We start from the raw sequence: 14,956 nt of genomic DNA on the forward strand, positions 1-14,956 counted from the left end.
ACCTCACCAGAACGAGTGCTCGAGTGACCACCGGTCGAGCTCGGCGGACACCGTCTCGCGGAGCCGGCCGGTGTCTCCCGCGTACTCGGGGTGGATGCCGAACACGGTGACCGTCACCTTGTCGCCGTACTCCACCGCCCACGCGGCGATCGCCGGTCCCTGTCGACGCCGGGCGGCCGCGTCGCGGCCCTGCATGATCGCGCGGATCCCGAACGACTCCGCGACCTGATCACCGAGTTCGAGGGCGCTCTGCGGCGCGGCGCCCAGGTTCGACACCGTGGTGTCCGGCCCGGCGATGGACGTCATCATCCGCCCGAGCACCCGGTCCGGAAGCAACCTGGCCACCGCCTGCAGGTGGTCGGTGACCGCGTCGTCCGTGGTCGCGTACTTCGCGAACGCCGCCTTGCTCAGCGCGCGGATCTCGCCGAGCCCCACCTCGGGTCCGATCGGCCCGGGCACCCGGATCCACACGCCCCCGGACGCATTCGCTCTGTCGTCGCCGTCGGCGCGGTTGCTCACCGCGATGCAGATGCGCGTGCCCTCGGGACCCGTCGGATGGCCGGACGCACGCAGAACCCCGCCCATGACGGCCGTGAAGAGGCTGTTCGGCGTACCACCGTGCTCGGCCGCGCGGGCGATCCACTCACGGCGATCGAGATCCACCACGGCGAGGGTGGTGTCGGACTCGGTCGGAGTGGGTTGGTCCGCGCGAGCCGCGACCGGCGCGGCGGTCGGTGCAGTCTCGTCGGATCGCGTGATCGCCGTCCGCAGCGCCGTCGCGCCGGCCGTCGCCGCCGCCTTCCCGATCACCGCGAGTGCCCGCGCCACCGCCGGAATCTGCGCCCCCGCGTCACGGAGATCGCCCCGCACGCCGGCCCACCCGGCGACGTCACGCCCGGTGGGCAGTGCCGAGCGCGTCGGCCCCCGGCGAGCCGCATCGAGCGCCGCGTACACGGCCTGGCCGTCGGCGATCATGTGCGAGACCAGCAGTGCCACGACGACTCGTCCGGCATCGGTGTGCGCACACTCGAGCGCGAAACCGCGTCCATCGGAGGGATCGAGGTCCGCCGCACGGAGCCGGGCGTCGACCCAGTCCCCCACGGCGTCGTCCGCGATGGTTCCGGGTTCGGTGTACACCGTGGCGGGGCGCTCGGCCCGCACCCATCGGTCGTGGCCGAACGGCACGGAGGTGGGGACCACCCGGCGGTCGAACGATCCCGACGCGAGCCGGTCGGCGAGCGTCGCGACGGCGTCCGCACCCGGGTCGGCCGGGAAGATCCACAGGTACTGGATCGGCGCCGTCCATCCGAAGAGTCGCTCCGCCAACGCGTACGACTCGTCGGCACCCGCCACGCGGTCTGCCGGGCGGACCTGAGCAGTGGTCACGTCACCAGAACTCATGCGGCACATCCCATCCGGTGAGCTCCGCGGACAGGGCTGCCGTCAGCGCCTGCGCGGAACCCACGCGTGTCTCGTCGAACCCGGCCACGGCGAAGGTCGCCGCACCGTCCGTCTCCAGATACCAGGACTGCACGCCCTCGCCGAAGCGTTGCGTGCCGGCGGGGTCGACGTGGTGCGCTGTTCCCCGGAAGGCGACGTCCGTGGCGGTACGGCCGCCGACCCGGCGGAGACCGTCGAAGGACCCGAGATTCGACGCGACCACGTCGGGCATACCGGACCCGCCGCCCGTCACCACGGACGTCACGACGGACAGCGGGAGTACCTGGAGCAGCGGCTGCAGATGAATCATCGCCGGCCGGCGTCCGGCGGACAGCGCCGCGAACGCGTCCCGGCACAGCGCGCGGACACCGCCCAGATCGGAGCCCGGAACCACGCGCTCGGCGAGTGAGATCGACACACCCCCGGTGGCGTTGCTGCGCTGATCGTCGTCACCCCGGCGCAGACTCATCGGGATGCCGACCTTCACGGGCAGCCCGTCGTCTGCGTAGCCGGTGGCGACGAGCGCACCGGCGAGTACCGCGACGAACAACGAGTTCCGTGTCCCGCCGTGACGCTGCGCGACGGCGTCCCACTCCGCCACCGGCACCGTGACCGTCGCCCAGGACGGACGAGCCAGCGGCGCACGGGTGTGTGCGGGGGTGCGCGGGGTGACGGAGGCCGGACGTGCGACGCCGGAGTCGGTCGAGCGGAGATCGGACACCACCGCGACGGCGGTCCGTGCCACGCCGGCCACGGCTCCGACCACCTGACGTGCTGCGTCGCCGACGTCCCCGACGAGTGCGGACGGCCCGGTCGGCGCGGCGCCGATGTCGTCGCGCACCCCGGCCGTGTCGGCGACGGCGGCCACAGCGGCCGCCGTCATCGCTCGGCCGTCCGCGACGAGGTGCAGGCAGGTGAGAGACAGCGCCGATCCACCGGTGGTCGTCCGGGTGGACCGCAGCGCCCAGCAGCGACCCTCCTCGGCGTCGAGGTCGACGGTCTCGAGATCGCGCGTCGCCCAGTCGAGGACCTCGTCCGGTGTCACAGACTCGTCGTCGAGCCGAACGGCGGGATCCCGGTCGGACCGGACCCAGCCCGGGCGGGCGACGGGAATCGACGGTCGCACGATGCGTCGATGCAGTGCTCCGCGCGCGAGTCCCACCGCCATCGCCGTCACGTCGGCGTCCGGCACCGCGTCGTCGAAGCGCCACACGAGTTGCAGGACCACGTCCCACCCGAACGCCTCGGAGAGGAACCAGTAGGTGAAGTCCTGATCCTGAAGCCGCGCCGTCATGCGACCACCGCGTCCGTCGGTGCGGGGCGGGCCGACTCCACGAGGTCGGACGCGCGGCGGACCGCCTCCGCGGGACTCGTCATGGCGGCGGCCACGGCGGCTGCGCCCGCGGCCGCCTCGGGCGTCAGAGCGAGGCGCAACGCCTTCTCCAACGACTGCGCCGTGATGTCGGAGGCGGACATCGCGGCGCCGCACGACAGGGCGACGACCCGCCGACCCCAGAAGGGCTGATCGGACGACACCGAGCACACCACCGTCGGCCGTCCGGCCCGCAGTCCCGCCGCGGTGGTCCCCGCGCCGCCGTGGTGCACGACGGCGCGGCACCGGGGGAAGACCGCGGCGTGGTCGACGGCGCCGGTCACACGGACGTGATCACCGAGCGCGTCTGCGGAGTCGACGTCGTTCCAGCCGGCGCACAGCAGAACCCGTTCGCCCACGCGCGCCGCGGCATCCGCGACGGCGGCCAGGACGGCCGCCGGGTTCGTCACCGGCATGGATCCGAAGCCGACGTAGACGGGCGGGGGGCCGTCGTCGATCCACTCGTCCAGGGACGGGTCGGACGGCTGCGGATCCATCCGTGCCCGCAGCTCCGGGGACACCTCGAGGAAACCTGTGAGGGGACGCGTGCCGTCCCAGTCGACGGCGAGTTCGGGGCAGAACACCCGGTCGTAGGCCTGGATCTCGACGGTCCGGCGACGGGCCATGCGACCGGGAAGCGGTGACGACACCGTGGGGATGCCCAGGGAGCGGCGCAGCGTGTTCTCGCGCCGCCGGGTCGCCGTCCACAGGACATGGTCCAGCACGGTCCAGGCAAGTCCGACGACCGCAGCCGGCGCACCGTCGATGCCGGGCACCGGTGAATACCGCGGGTTGGAGCGCACCGGCGCGTGATGCAGCGCGACGAGACCGATCCCGCGCGCCTCGGCGAGGGGCAGCGCGATCTGTTCGGTGGTGATGCCGGTGAGCAGCACGTCCGGCGCCGTGGTGTCGACGACGTCGCGCAGTTCCGTCACCATCTGGTCCCACCCGAAGTTCCACAGTGCGGCGAGCGCCCGCGCACGGTCGGCGACCGACCCGCGGGACAGGCCGTGACGGACCAGGTCCGAGTTCATGTGCTCGCGGGTGTCGTACCCGAACGGCACCGTCTCGAGTCCGACCCCGCGGGTCAGGTGCACGAGGTTGGGCGGAACTGCCATGACCACGTGGTGGCCCCGGCCCGCCAGATCCGAACCCAGGACGACGGCAGGTTGTACGTCGCCTCGCGTTCCGCTGACGGCCATGACGATGCGCACGACTCGATTCCCCCTCGGACATACCTGATGTGGAGTGCGCCGGAAATGGCGTCTCGTCCGCTTGTGTCACGTGTTCGTACCATTCGACGCACGGGACGGCATGTCGTGGTGCCGATCCGAGAACTGGACCACGGACAGACCTCGAGGTCGGGAACGCACGCTGGTCACAAGCAGCGCCGCAGTCGACTTGTCAAGGCTGACAGCCGAATACGCCGAACAAGGAGGTCGGGTCGGCGCAGCGGCGTGGGATGTCACGACGGGCCCGATCGCAACTCGGACAGCGAGACACTCGTCACCCTGGCGTGTCGGTGTGGCGTAGGACGTCACGATTGGCGGAGTCCCACCATGTCTGCAATGGTCGTTCCACGAACAGTTCGCGGAGGTCATCAGTTGCGGACGCTCGGCGCGCGGGGGTCGCGGAGCAACGCTCGAGGGGGTGAGACATGCAGGTCACGTTGGCATTTCAGGGAAGTAGAGGCGACGTGCAGCCCGGCGTCGTCCTGGCCACCGAGCTGGAACGACGTGGACACCGTGTGGTGCTCGCCGTTCCGCCGAACCTCGTCGCCTTCGCCGCGTCCGCCGGCCTCGATGCTCGCCCGTGCGGTGTGGACACCGCGGAGCTGCTCACCTCGCCCCTCGTGACCCGAGACATGGCCTCGCGCAACCCGCGCCGCCGGCTGGCAGCCGTCACGGCCGTCACCGTCGCGGGAGGTCGCGCCGCGCGAGCCGCGCTGACCGACCTGGCCGCCGGCAGCGATGTCCTCGTGGGGTCGTCCGTCGGTCAGGAGAGCGCGTACGACGTGGCCGAGGTGCACTCGATCCCCTACGTACCCCTGCACTTCTGCCCGGTTCGCAGCAACGGCGTCGCCTCCGTCGTCCCGGTACCGTCGGCCCTCCCGGGGTTCGTGCACCGCGCGGCGTGGTGGGCGCTCGACACCACACTGTGGCGCGCCTCCCGCGGTGCGCACACCACCCTCCGAGCAGAACTCGGACTTCCGCCCATGACATCCAGTGTCGCTGGGGCGCTGGCGCGTTCCGGCGTCACCGAAATCCAGGCGTACGACGCGGCGCTGTTCCCCGGGCTCACGGAGGAATGGGGCCCGGCGCGACCTCTCACCGGTTTCCTGCATCCCGACGCCCGCACTCGCGCCGCGGTGCAGCGAGCTGCCCCGGTCACCGACGGTCTCGATTCCTGGCTCCGCGCGGGCACACCACCGGTGTACATCGGGTTCGGCAGCATGACGGTCCCCGGCGGCGCGGCTCTTCTCGACGAACTCGTCGCTGCCGTTCGGCGTGCCGGGAGACGCGTTCTGCTCGTCGGCGGCTGGGACGACCGGCTGCTGCGCGAGAACGCCCCCGGTTCCAGCGAGTTCGGGCACGATGTCCTCTCGGTGTCGGCCGTCGACCACACCGCGGTGCTCCCGCAGTGCGAGGCCGTCGTCCACCACGGCGGCGCCGGGTCCACCGCCGCCGGTCTGCGCGCCGGTCGACCCACCCTCGTGTGTCACGTCGGTGCCGATCAACCCCTGTGGGGACGACGCGTCGTCGCCTCGCGAGTCGGCGCGAGCGTCGCCGCACGATCGGCGTCCTCCGCCTCGCTCGATGCCGCTCTGGCCCGGGTGCTCCACCCACGGACACGTTCTGCTGCAGAGCGTCTCGCGGATTCCCTCGTCTCGCCCACCGATGCGGTCCGGCGGTGCGCCGACCTCGTCGAGGCGGCAGCGCAGCGCCGCACGGCCCCGCTGCACCCGACCGCCTCGCGAACGGAGACCTCCCGATGAACCGACTGTCCCTGTCCGTCGTCGTCCCGGCATTCGACGAGGAGGAGTGCATCGGCGCGTGCCTGGACCTGCTGTGCACCCAGCTCGACTGCATCACCGAGATCATCGTCGTGGACAACAACTCCGCGGACGGCACCCGTGACATCGTGCGACGACATGCCACGGACCACCCCGAGATCCGCGTGGTGACCGAGAAGCAGCAGGGTCTCGTCTTCGCCCGGAACGCCGGTATGGATGCGGCGTCCGGGGATCTCGTCGCCCGGATCGATGCCGACACCCGCGTGCCCGATGACTGGGCGGCAACGATTCTCGACTTCTTCGCCGCCGACGTCGATCAGCACTGGGCCGCCGCGTGCGGACGCGGTGAGGCGTACGAGCTGCCCTACGGCGACGCGGCCGCCCGCATCAAGGCGCGGTGGTCACCGCTCGCCCGGCGGTCGCCGTCCACCCCGGAGGTCCGCGACGTTCCGGTCCTGTACGGCTCGAACATGATTCTGCGCCGCGAGACGTGGAAGCTGATCCGCGAGGACGTCTCGCTGCGCCGCGACGTCTTCGAGGACGTCGACATGGGGCTCTGCGTCCAGGAGTCGGGCGGGCGCAACGCCTTTCTGCCCTCCCTCACCGTGGGAGTGTCGCCGCGCCGAATGGAATCGGGAATGCGGTCATTCGTCCGCTACATGGCGTGCCTCCCCCGAACACTACGACTGCATCGACGCCACGCGCTCGCGGCGGCAGCGCTCGTGCTGTACGTGCCGGGGGTGTCCGTGCTCCACGCCTGCCGACTCGTGATGATCCGCGCCTACGACAGCGACAGCGGATCCTTCTCCGCGCGACATCTCCTGCGCCCCCGCACCGATCGCGGAATGCCCTGAGCGCACCGCTCCACTTCCCGACCCTGCGATCTCGACCCGAACGGACGTGAGACCGAAGATGGAATTCACCGAGCTCGCCGATCACCCGCTCCCCCGGGGCGTGGTGACCGAGTGGATCCCCACCGTCACCGCGACCGACCGCTGGTATCGGGACGACCGACCACTGGCCTACACGCACGAGGAACATTGCCGTCACAGCCTCGCCAAGGCTGCCACGGGATCCTCGGACGAGATCGGCGCAGCCTGGATCGGGGCGGTGTTCGAGATCCACGACCGGTACGACGCCGAGGCGCTGCGTCGTGCTCTGCGCGCCTGGACCTCTCGCCACGAGACCTTCCGCTCGACGGTCACGACGGACGGCGTCGACGCCGACGGCGGCGCCCGTCTCGCCCGCTCCACCGTCCCGGAGGATGCGGTGGACGTGGTTCCGCGTGTACTCGGGCGTCGGCGCACGGGATCCGACGTGCACGCCGACGTCTCGGACTTCTTCGCCCGCACCCTGTCGCCGTTCCGGTGGCCGCACTGCGTGGTCGCCACGGTCGAGGACATCGCCCCGGGTTCGTCGACCGAGGAGGACGATGAGACGGACCGGTTCCTGCTCGTCTTCGGAGCCGACCACTCCGTCATGGACGCGTACTCGATGCTGTTGGCCGTCAGCGAACTCCGCCGGCTGTACGAGTTCGAGATCCACGCGCGCGATCCACGGCTGGCGGCGATCGGCAGTCATCTCGACTTCAGCGTCGTCGACCGGGAGACCGGTGACTGCCTGACCCCGGACCACGAGGTGGTCCGCACCTGGTCGTCCTTCCTCTCCGACGGCAGCTTCCCCCCGTTCCCCCTCCCGGTCGGCGCCGACGACGAGCACGGTCCCGAGCGGCAGAGCAGTCTCTCCCGGTACCTGTTGAGTGCGGCGGACACCGACGCGCTCGCCGCACACACCCGCGCGCGGGGTGCGTCCATGACCGCGGCCGTGGTCGGTGCGCTGGCACTGACCTCCCGCGACCTCGCGGGTGAACGCCGACTGCGAGTGACCATGCCCATGCACACGCGCTTCGAGCCCCAGTACGCCGAATCGGTCGGCTGGTACGTGGGAGTGGTGCCGGTCGACGTCCACGTCGACCCCGCCTCGGACGTGGACGACGCCGTGCGCCGCGCCGCCGCCGGCCTGGACGCCGTCAAGGGCTATGCACGCCAGCCGTACTCCCGTGTCGCGCGGCTGCTGAACGTGGACTCGGTGCCGCAGTTCGTGGTGTCCTACCTCGATCTGCGTCACACCCCCGATGCCGAGTCGTGGCCGCTGTGGAACACGCGCACACTCCGCAGTGCCACCGCCTCCCGCGACGAGGTCTACTTCTGGATTCTCCGCACGCCGCTCGGCCTCAGCATCGCGGCCCGGTTCCCCGGCCACGAGGAGGCGGTCCGCAACGTGCACGCCTACCTCGCCCGATTCCAGGAGGTGTTGCGCGAGTCCGTCGGCGCCGTCGTCGAGAGCGGGGCGGACAGGACGGTGCACGCATGATCATCACGGCGATGCGCAACTGGAAACCCGCACCCGGCGAACTGCTCGAGTGGCATCCGGTCGACGACGCACGGCCGCTCGTCGAGTCCGCACCGGTCGATCCCACCCCGCCGTCGTTCCTGCAGGAGAACCATGTTCGCGGTGTGCGCGCGGTGGCGGACCGGGGAGGCACGCACACCGCGTACCTCGGCTCCGCGACCGAGGTCGCCGGAGATCTCGACGTCGCCGCGTTGACCCTCGCCTTCGAGCAGTTCCTCCTGCGCCACGAGGGACTGCAGACGTGGTTCGAGACGGACGGCGCCGCGGTCGTGCGGCGCCGCGTTCCCCCGGCGGCCGCGCGCCTGCGGGCCGTCTCCGCGGGCGAGTGCTCGGCGCCCGACCAGTTCCTCGACTACGTGCGCGATCGGCTCTCGCGGGACGCCACACCCCTGAGTTGGCCCGCCGTGGCGTTCGGGGCGGTGGCGCGACCGGGGGGATTCACGCTCTACTACGGAGCGGACCACGCGTTCTCCGACGGCGCCTCGCAAGTCCTGGTCCTGGCGGAGCTGATCGATCTCTATCGCGCGGCGCAGTCGAACCGTGCACCCACCGACATCTCGGCGTGGACCGGGAGCTTCCTCGAGCACGTCGCGATCGAGAACGAGAAGGCCGAGGCCGTCGACGCCGACTCCCCCGAGCTGGCCGAGTGGATCGACGTCGTGCGAGCCCACGGCGGCGCGATGCCGTCCTTCCCGCTCGACCTCGGACTCGCACCGGGTGAGACCGCTCCCGTCGAACCGATCGAGATGGACCTGCTGGGCGCGGACGACACCGCGGCCTTCGACGCCGCGTGCCGGGAGGCGGGTGGGAAGTTCGTCACGGGCCTGTTCGCCGCGGTCGCGATCACCGATCACGAGCTCGCGGGCCGCGACGACTACGCCGGCATCACCGTGCTCGGTACCCGCCACCTCGGGGACTTCGCCCTGTCCCAGGGCTGGTTCTGCAATTTCGCGCCCGTGACGTTCCCCGTGGCGGGCGCCGGCGACTTCCGCACCCTCGTCGGTCGGGCGAGCGAGGCCTACGCCCGCACGAAGGCCACCGCGGCAGCGCCGATCGGGAAGGTGCTGCAGCTGCTCTTCGAGTCCGGTGTCGGCGGCGCCGGACTGGGATCGAGCCCGCACCTGTTGTCCTACATCGATTTCCGCTGGTTCCCCGGCCACGGCTCCGAGGCCGACGACGACGCGATCCTGTTCACCGGCGAGGGCCGCACCGCGAACGCGTCCATGTGGTTCAACCGGGACGATCGCCACTTCTATCTCGGGTCGCAGACTCCCGCGACGCCCGAGGCGCAGCGGCAGGTGGCGCGATACCACCAGCACCTGCGGGAGGTCCTGCAGACGGTCGCGCGGGACGGGAACCGCGTCGTCGGTGGTGGCGCGTGCACGTGATCGGAGTGGACGCCTGGGCCCCGCGCCCCGGCGTCGTCCTGCAGTGGCTCGTGCGTTCCGACGCCGAACCCGTCCCGTCGACGGTCCCGCCGTCGTTCAACCAGAGTGCGCACCTCGCCGACATCGACGACGGCAGCACGTGGCTCGCAGCATCGTTCGACGTCCCGGGGCCGCTGGACACCGATGCCCTGGAGCGTTCTCTCGAGCGGTTGGTCGCACGCCACGGTTCGCTCCGGACCGGGTTCGTGCGGTCCGACTCCGGTCCGTCACGCGTGAACCATCCGCAGGGTGCGCTCACCCTCCGACGACGACCGGACATCGCGGTCCCGTCCGTCCCGGAGGCACACCGCGTCGTGCGCGGCGCGCTCGACGCCGCGTGCGCTCCCTTCTCCGCACCGGCCTACACCTTCCTCGCCATCGATCGTCCGGACGTCTCCACGGTGGTGTGCGGGTTCGATCACGCGCACGTCGACGCGTATTCGCTGGCGGTCGTCATCGACGACGTCCGTCGGGGCTATCTCGGCGAGCCGGAGACCGCGCCGGATCCGGGTGACTTCGTCGACTACTGCGCAGCCGAGTCCGCGGGCACGCCGATCGACCTCGAGGACGACCGGCTCCGCACGTGGGTCGACTTCCTGCACGCGGGCGCCGGCGCTCCGCCGCAGTTCCCTCTCGATCTCGGAGTCCCGCACGGGCGCACGGACCGCTGTGCGGTCCGCGTCGACACCCTGCTCACCGCACGGGAGGCCGACGCGGCCGAGACCGGGTGCCGGGCCGACGGGGCCAGCCTCTACGCCGGTGTGCTCGCGGCCATGGCGCACGCGGTACGCGACCTCGGTGGTGGCGCCACGGTTCCCCTGCTGTTCCCGCTGCACACCCGTCGATCCGCGGCGTGGCGGTCGTCCGTCGGCTGGTTCGTCACCAACGCGCCGCTCGAGGTCGTCACCGAGAGCGACCTGAGGGCCACGATCCGCTCGACCGGTCCGGCGGTGCGACGCGCGGTCGCGCTGGGCGAGGTGCCCATCGCCCGCGTGGTCGAGGCCGCGGGCGGACTCCGGCGCCCGCGCAAGGACGTCTTCATGGTGTCCTACGTCGACTACCGGTCGGCCCCCGGACACGACCTGCTGCGCAGCATCGACGCCCACCACATCTCCAACGTCACCGTCTCCGACGACGCGCAGTTCTGGATCTCCCGCACCGCGGACGGTCTCGCCCTGCGGAGCCGGTTCCCCGACAACCCGACCGCCCGCACCACGATCGAGGCCTTCGTGGCCGCCGTCACGGACCACCTCGCACTCGTCGCCCAGCCGTGCGAGGCCGCCCTACGGTTCGCGGTGGACACCCGGACCGCGGCCGACGCGCCGGTCACCGTCCCCTAGAGTTCGGGGAACACCTGCATCTGGAGGAGACGCTTCGTGACATCAGCCGACGACCGGACCGAGTCCGGTACGGACGAGACCGCTCCCTCGGCGCCCTTCCTGCGCGTCGAGTCGGGCAACCCGACCGACGAGGAGATCGCCGCCCTCGTGGCCGTCCTGTCCGCCGCCACGGCCGACGCCGGGCCGACCGAGATCCCCGTGCTCGATCACTGGGGTCGCCCGTCCACCATGCACCGCGCGGGCACGGCCTTCTCGCCCTACTCGTTCACCACCGGGGTCACCGGACCGCGGTGACGGTCCGGTTCGTACTCGCGTCCCGCTCGCCCGCCCGCCTGGCCGTGTTGCGGGCAGCCGGGGTGGATCCGATCGTCCGGGTCTCGGACGTCGACGAGGACGCGGTCGCCGCAGCACTGCCCTCCGACTCCCCGCACGAGGTGGTGGTCACCGAGCTGGCCGCGGCCAAGGCGGCCGTGATCGCAGAGGCTCTCGCCCACGATCCGGAGCTGTCGACCGGCACCGTCGTCGTCGTGGGCTGCGACTCCATGCTGTCGATCGGCGGCGACCTCGTGGGCAAACCACGAGACGTCGCCGTCGCTCGCGAACGCTGGGCGGCGATGGCCGGTGCGAGCGGTGACCTGCTCACCGGTCACTGCGTCCTACGGCTCGACGACGGCCGGGTGACCGCACGCGGCGCGGCCCACTGCGGGACCACGGTGCACTTCTCCTCGCCTACCGAGCGGGACCTCGAGGCTTACCTTCGCTCGGGCGAGCCACTCGCCGTCGCGGGCGCGTTCACCCTCGACGGTCTCGGTGGCTGGTTCGTCGACGGCATCGAGGGTGACCCGTCGTCCGTCATCGGTATCGGGCTGCCGCTGGTACGCCGGTTGCTCGCCGAGGTGGGTGTCGGCATCGCCGATCTCTGGGAGAGCGCCGCGGCGCATCGTGACGGGATCGACGACACCAGCGTCTGACGCCGTCCCGACGCGCGCCCTAGGATCGTGTGGTCACGCACAATCAGTTCGACCCCCCGTCTGACAACCTCAGGAGACGCACGTGTCCGTCGCGCCAGATCCCCACCCCGCCTTCGCGTCGTTCGCGCACCCCGAACGACTCGTCACGACGCAGTGGCTCTCCGCCAACATCGGCACACCCGGACTCAAGGTCGTCGAGTCCGACGAGGACGTGCTCCTCTACGACGTCGGCCACATCCCCGGCGCGGTCAAAATCGACTGGCATCTCGACCTGAACGACCCCGTCACGCGCGACTACGTCGACGGCGAGAAGTTCGCCGACCTGATGAACCGCAAGGGCATCTCGCGCGACGACACCGTCGTCATCTACGGCGACAAGAGCAACTGGTGGGCCGCGTACGCGCTGTGGGTCTTCACCCTGTTCGGCCACGAGGACGTGCGCCTGCTGGACGGTGGACGCGACGCCTGGCTCGCCGAGAACCGCGACACCACACTCGACGTCCCCGACATCTCCGGGGCGGACTACCCCGTCGTCGAGCGCGACGACGCCGCCATCCGTGCGTTCAAGGACGACGTCCTCGCACACCTCGGATCCGGCCCGCTGGTCGATGTGCGGTCCCCCGCCGAGTACACCGGCGAGCGCACCCACATGCCCGACTACCCCGACGAGGGCGCGCTGCGCGGTGGACACATCCCGACAGCGCTGAGCATCCCGTGGGCGAAGGCCGCGGCACCCGACGGCCGGTTCAAGTCCCGCACCGAGCTCGACGAGGTCTACGGGGACGTGTCCTCCGACGCCGACGTCATCGCGTACTGCCGCATCGGCGAGCGGTCGTCGCACACGTGGTTCGTGCTGACGCATCTGCTCGGCTACGAGAACGTCCGGAACTACGACGGTTCCTGGACCGAGTGGGGCAACGCCGTGCGCACACCGATCGCGCGCGGCGAGGAGCCCGGAGCCCTGCAATGAGCGGAACACTGCCCGCGCCGCTGGCCGAGATCGTCGACGACTTCGCGGCCGTCGAGGGCCAGGACAAGATCACGATGCTGCTCGAGTTCAGCAAGGAGCTGCCGGCCTTGCCCGCAGGTCTCGAGCAGGCCGCGATGGAGCCCGTCCCGGAGTGCCAGTCACCGCTGTTCCTGTCGGTGGACTCGTCCGACCGGTCTGCGGTGCGCCTGTACTTCAGCGCCCCGCCGGAGGCACCGACCACGCGCGGCTTCGCGTCGATCCTGGCGCAGGGGCTCGACGGTCTTCCCGCCGACGACATCCTCGACGTCCCGGACGACTTCTACACCGAGCTGGGACTCGCGGCGGCCGTGAGTCCGCTACGGCTGCGCGGGATGTCGGCGATGCTCAGCCGCGTCAAACAGCACCTGCGGTCCTGACTCGCCGCTTTGTTCGGACAATGTCGCTCTCGGCGGTAGACTGAGGTACCGAGAGCGGCGTCCGGACGGGGCGTCGCGCCGGTGTGGAAGGACAGCCGAATCGTGGAGTTCACCGAACTGGTCGACTACCCGATTCCGGCAGGCACCCTCACCGAATGGATCCCGAGTGTCGGTCCGCACGCATCGACGCCGGAGGACGCGGGGTGGCTGCCCGACGATCGGCCCACCTCCTACGTGCACGAGGCGCACCTGCGTCGCACCCTGGCCAGGCCGTCCGCCGGTCGCGAGTCGTGGCTCGGCACCGCGTTCGACATCGCGGGCCCGCTCGACACCGCCGCGTTCCGGTGCGCGGTGCTGGCGTGGATCGACCGGCACGAGGGCATGCGGTCCAACGCCACCGTCGACCCCGACACGGGCCTGCTCTCACGCGTGACGGCCCCGGTCGGTGCCACCGACATCTGGGTCATCCAGCAGGACGCGTGCACGCAGGCCGGCGAGGTGTACGAGCATCTTCAGCACCTGTTCGACGAGTACACGTCGCCGCTGGTGTGGCCGTCGTACGCGTTCGTCACTCTCGAACCCACCGGGCACTCCGGCGGCGACGCGGCACCGGACCACTTCACCGTGTTCTTCGCCGCCGATCACTCGATCATCGACGGGCTGTCCATCGTGCTCATCGCGCACGAACTCACCCGCCTCTACGAGCAGGAGACCACCGGCGCCCCGGCAGGTCTCTTCCCCACCGGCAGTTACCTCGATTTCGGCGAACTCGAGCGCACCCTCTGCAGCGGGGTCGACCGGACGCACGACGCCGCCGTGGAGTGGGCGAACTTCCTCGCCGAGGACGGGGGACGATTCCCGTCCTTCCCGCTCGACATCGGACCCGTTCCGGAGGTGCCGATCCCGCAGGCCGGACTGTCCGCGTGGGTCCTCTCGCCCGAGGAGGCGGACGCGTTCACCGTGGCGTGCCGCCGCGCCGGTCCGGGCTTCTCCGCCGGCCTCATGGCCTCGATGGGCGCTGCGGCGGCTGCCGTGTCCGGTGCCGGGCGCTTCCGCACTGTCACCCCGATGCACACCCGTCACGACCCGTCGTGGGCCGCGTCCCTCGGCTGGTTCGTCGGCGTGGCTCCCCTCGCGTTCGACGTCGCGGACGGCGAGTCGTTCGGAGACGTCGTCGTGCGCGCCGGAGCCGAGATCGCACGCACTCGTCCGATCTCGCGCGTCCCCCTCGATCTCGTCGCCGAGGCGATCGACCTGCACGACACCCCGCGTTTCGTCGTCTCCTTCATGGACGTGCGCTTCGCACCCGACGCGCGGACGTGGCCCGACGTCAACGCGCGCGCACTGCGGAGCAGGAAGTACGACCACGACGTCTACCTGTGGGTGCATCGCACTCCGCAGGGCGTCAACATCTCGGCCCGGTTCCCCAGCAGCGAGGTCGCCACCGCTGCCGTCCACCGGTTCGTGGCAGAACTGCGGACCGTGCTCAGCGACGTCGTGACCACCGGGACACACCTCGTGCGGGCCCGGAGTGAGCTCACCCCTACACTCCGAAACTAGGATGACCAACCGATGGCGCGGGCGAAGGCCCGTGC

At 71.1% G+C, this 14,956-nt stretch carries 13 protein-coding genes; 10 read left to right on the forward strand and 3 right to left on the reverse strand.

Annotation, left to right across the window (positions count from 1 at the left end):
* Window positions 1–3 precede the first annotated feature (3 nt).
* Genes HQ306_RS00975 through HQ306_RS00985 form a run of 3 tightly spaced genes read right to left on the reverse strand, consistent with a single transcriptional unit; the run spans window position 4 to window position 4,026 of the window.
* Complete coding sequence (locus HQ306_RS00975) at window positions 4–1,386, reverse strand: hypothetical protein (protein ID WP_308116195.1); 1,383 nt, start codon at window positions 1,384–1,386, stop codon at window positions 4–6.
* Window position 1,387: 1 nt separating this feature from the next.
* Complete coding sequence (locus HQ306_RS00980) at window positions 1,388–2,734, reverse strand: hypothetical protein (RefSeq protein ID WP_222627140.1); 1,347 nt, start codon at window positions 2,732–2,734, stop codon at window positions 1,388–1,390.
* Window positions 2,731–4,026, reverse strand: a complete 1,296-nt coding sequence (locus HQ306_RS00985; protein ID WP_222627142.1) for a glycosyltransferase — start codon at window positions 4,024–4,026, stop codon at window positions 2,731–2,733. Before HQ306_RS00985 ends, HQ306_RS00980 begins: the two co-directional genes overlap by 4 nt.
* A gap of 443 nt (window positions 4,027–4,469) precedes the next feature.
* Between HQ306_RS00985 and HQ306_RS00990 the strand changes: the two genes are divergently transcribed.
* The 10 genes from HQ306_RS00990 (at window position 4,470) to HQ306_RS01035 (ending at window position 14,921) form a co-directional block, all read left to right on the forward strand.
* Window positions 4,470–5,807 (forward strand): glycosyltransferase, encoded by a 1,338-nt coding sequence (locus HQ306_RS00990; RefSeq protein ID WP_222627144.1) that lies wholly within the window; start codon window positions 4,470–4,472, stop codon window positions 5,805–5,807.
* A complete protein-coding gene (locus HQ306_RS00995; RefSeq protein ID WP_056447737.1) occupies window positions 5,804–6,679 on the forward strand; it encodes a glycosyltransferase family 2 protein in 876 nt (291 codons plus the stop codon). The genes HQ306_RS00990 and HQ306_RS00995 overlap by 4 nt, the downstream gene beginning before the upstream one ends.
* A 58-nt stretch (window positions 6,680–6,737) precedes the next feature.
* Entirely contained in the window at window positions 6,738–8,198 is a 1,461-nt protein-coding gene (locus HQ306_RS01000) for a condensation domain-containing protein (protein ID WP_222627146.1), read from the forward strand.
* Complete coding sequence (locus HQ306_RS01005; protein ID WP_222627148.1) at window positions 8,195–9,625, forward strand: condensation domain-containing protein; 1,431 nt, start codon at window positions 8,195–8,197, stop codon at window positions 9,623–9,625. The genes HQ306_RS01000 and HQ306_RS01005 overlap by 4 nt, the downstream gene beginning before the upstream one ends.
* On the forward strand, window positions 9,616–11,004 hold the full coding sequence (locus HQ306_RS01010; protein ID WP_222627150.1) for a condensation domain-containing protein: 1,389 nt from the start codon (window positions 9,616–9,618) through the stop codon (window positions 11,002–11,004). The genes HQ306_RS01005 and HQ306_RS01010 overlap by 10 nt, the downstream gene beginning before the upstream one ends.
* 36 nt (window positions 11,005–11,040) lie before the next feature.
* Window positions 11,041–11,298, forward strand: a complete 258-nt coding sequence (locus tag HQ306_RS01015; protein WP_027506905.1) for an acyl-CoA carboxylase subunit epsilon — start codon at window positions 11,041–11,043, stop codon at window positions 11,296–11,298.
* Window positions 11,295–11,975 carry a nucleoside triphosphate pyrophosphatase gene (locus HQ306_RS01020; RefSeq protein WP_056447730.1) on the forward strand — a complete coding sequence of 227 codons (681 nt, stop codon included), beginning with the start codon at window positions 11,295–11,297 and terminating at the stop codon, window positions 11,973–11,975. Before HQ306_RS01015 ends, HQ306_RS01020 begins: the two co-directional genes overlap by 4 nt.
* A gap of 82 nt (window positions 11,976–12,057) precedes the next feature.
* Window positions 12,058–12,945 (forward strand): sulfurtransferase, encoded by an 888-nt coding sequence (locus HQ306_RS01025; protein ID WP_222627152.1) that lies wholly within the window; start codon window positions 12,058–12,060, stop codon window positions 12,943–12,945.
* Window positions 12,942–13,361 (forward strand): SufE family protein, encoded by a 420-nt coding sequence (locus tag HQ306_RS01030; RefSeq protein ID WP_037186768.1) that lies wholly within the window; start codon window positions 12,942–12,944, stop codon window positions 13,359–13,361. Before HQ306_RS01025 ends, HQ306_RS01030 begins: the two co-directional genes overlap by 4 nt.
* Before the next feature lie 102 nt (window positions 13,362–13,463).
* Window positions 13,464–14,921, forward strand: coding sequence for a condensation domain-containing protein (locus HQ306_RS01035; protein ID WP_222627154.1), 1,458 nt, complete (start codon window positions 13,464–13,466; stop codon window positions 14,919–14,921).
* Window positions 14,922–14,956 lie beyond the last annotated feature (35 nt).

This window comes from Rhodococcus sp. BP-160 (assembly GCF_019836205.1).
Lineage (GTDB): Bacteria > Actinomycetota > Actinomycetes > Mycobacteriales > Mycobacteriaceae > Rhodococcoides.

Excerpts from the sequence above, each read along its gene's own strand:
- HQ306_RS01030 (WP_037186768.1), top strand. The coding sequence starts at position 12,942 with ATGAGCGGAACACTGCCCGCGCCGCTGGCCGAGATCGTCGACGACTTC.
- HQ306_RS01005 (WP_222627148.1), top strand. The coding sequence starts at position 8,195 with ATGATCATCACGGCGATGCGCAACTGGAAACCCGCACCCGGCGAACTG.
- HQ306_RS00990 (WP_222627144.1), top strand. The coding sequence starts at position 4,470 with ATGCAGGTCACGTTGGCATTTCAGGGAAGTAGAGGCGACGTGCAGCCC.
- HQ306_RS01000 (WP_222627146.1), top strand. The coding sequence starts at position 6,738 with ATGGAATTCACCGAGCTCGCCGATCACCCGCTCCCCCGGGGCGTGGTG.
- HQ306_RS00980 (WP_222627140.1), bottom strand. The coding sequence starts at position 2,734 with ATGACGGCGCGGCTTCAGGATCAGGACTTCACCTACTGGTTCCTCTCC.
- HQ306_RS00995 (WP_056447737.1), top strand. The coding sequence starts at position 5,804 with ATGAACCGACTGTCCCTGTCCGTCGTCGTCCCGGCATTCGACGAGGAG.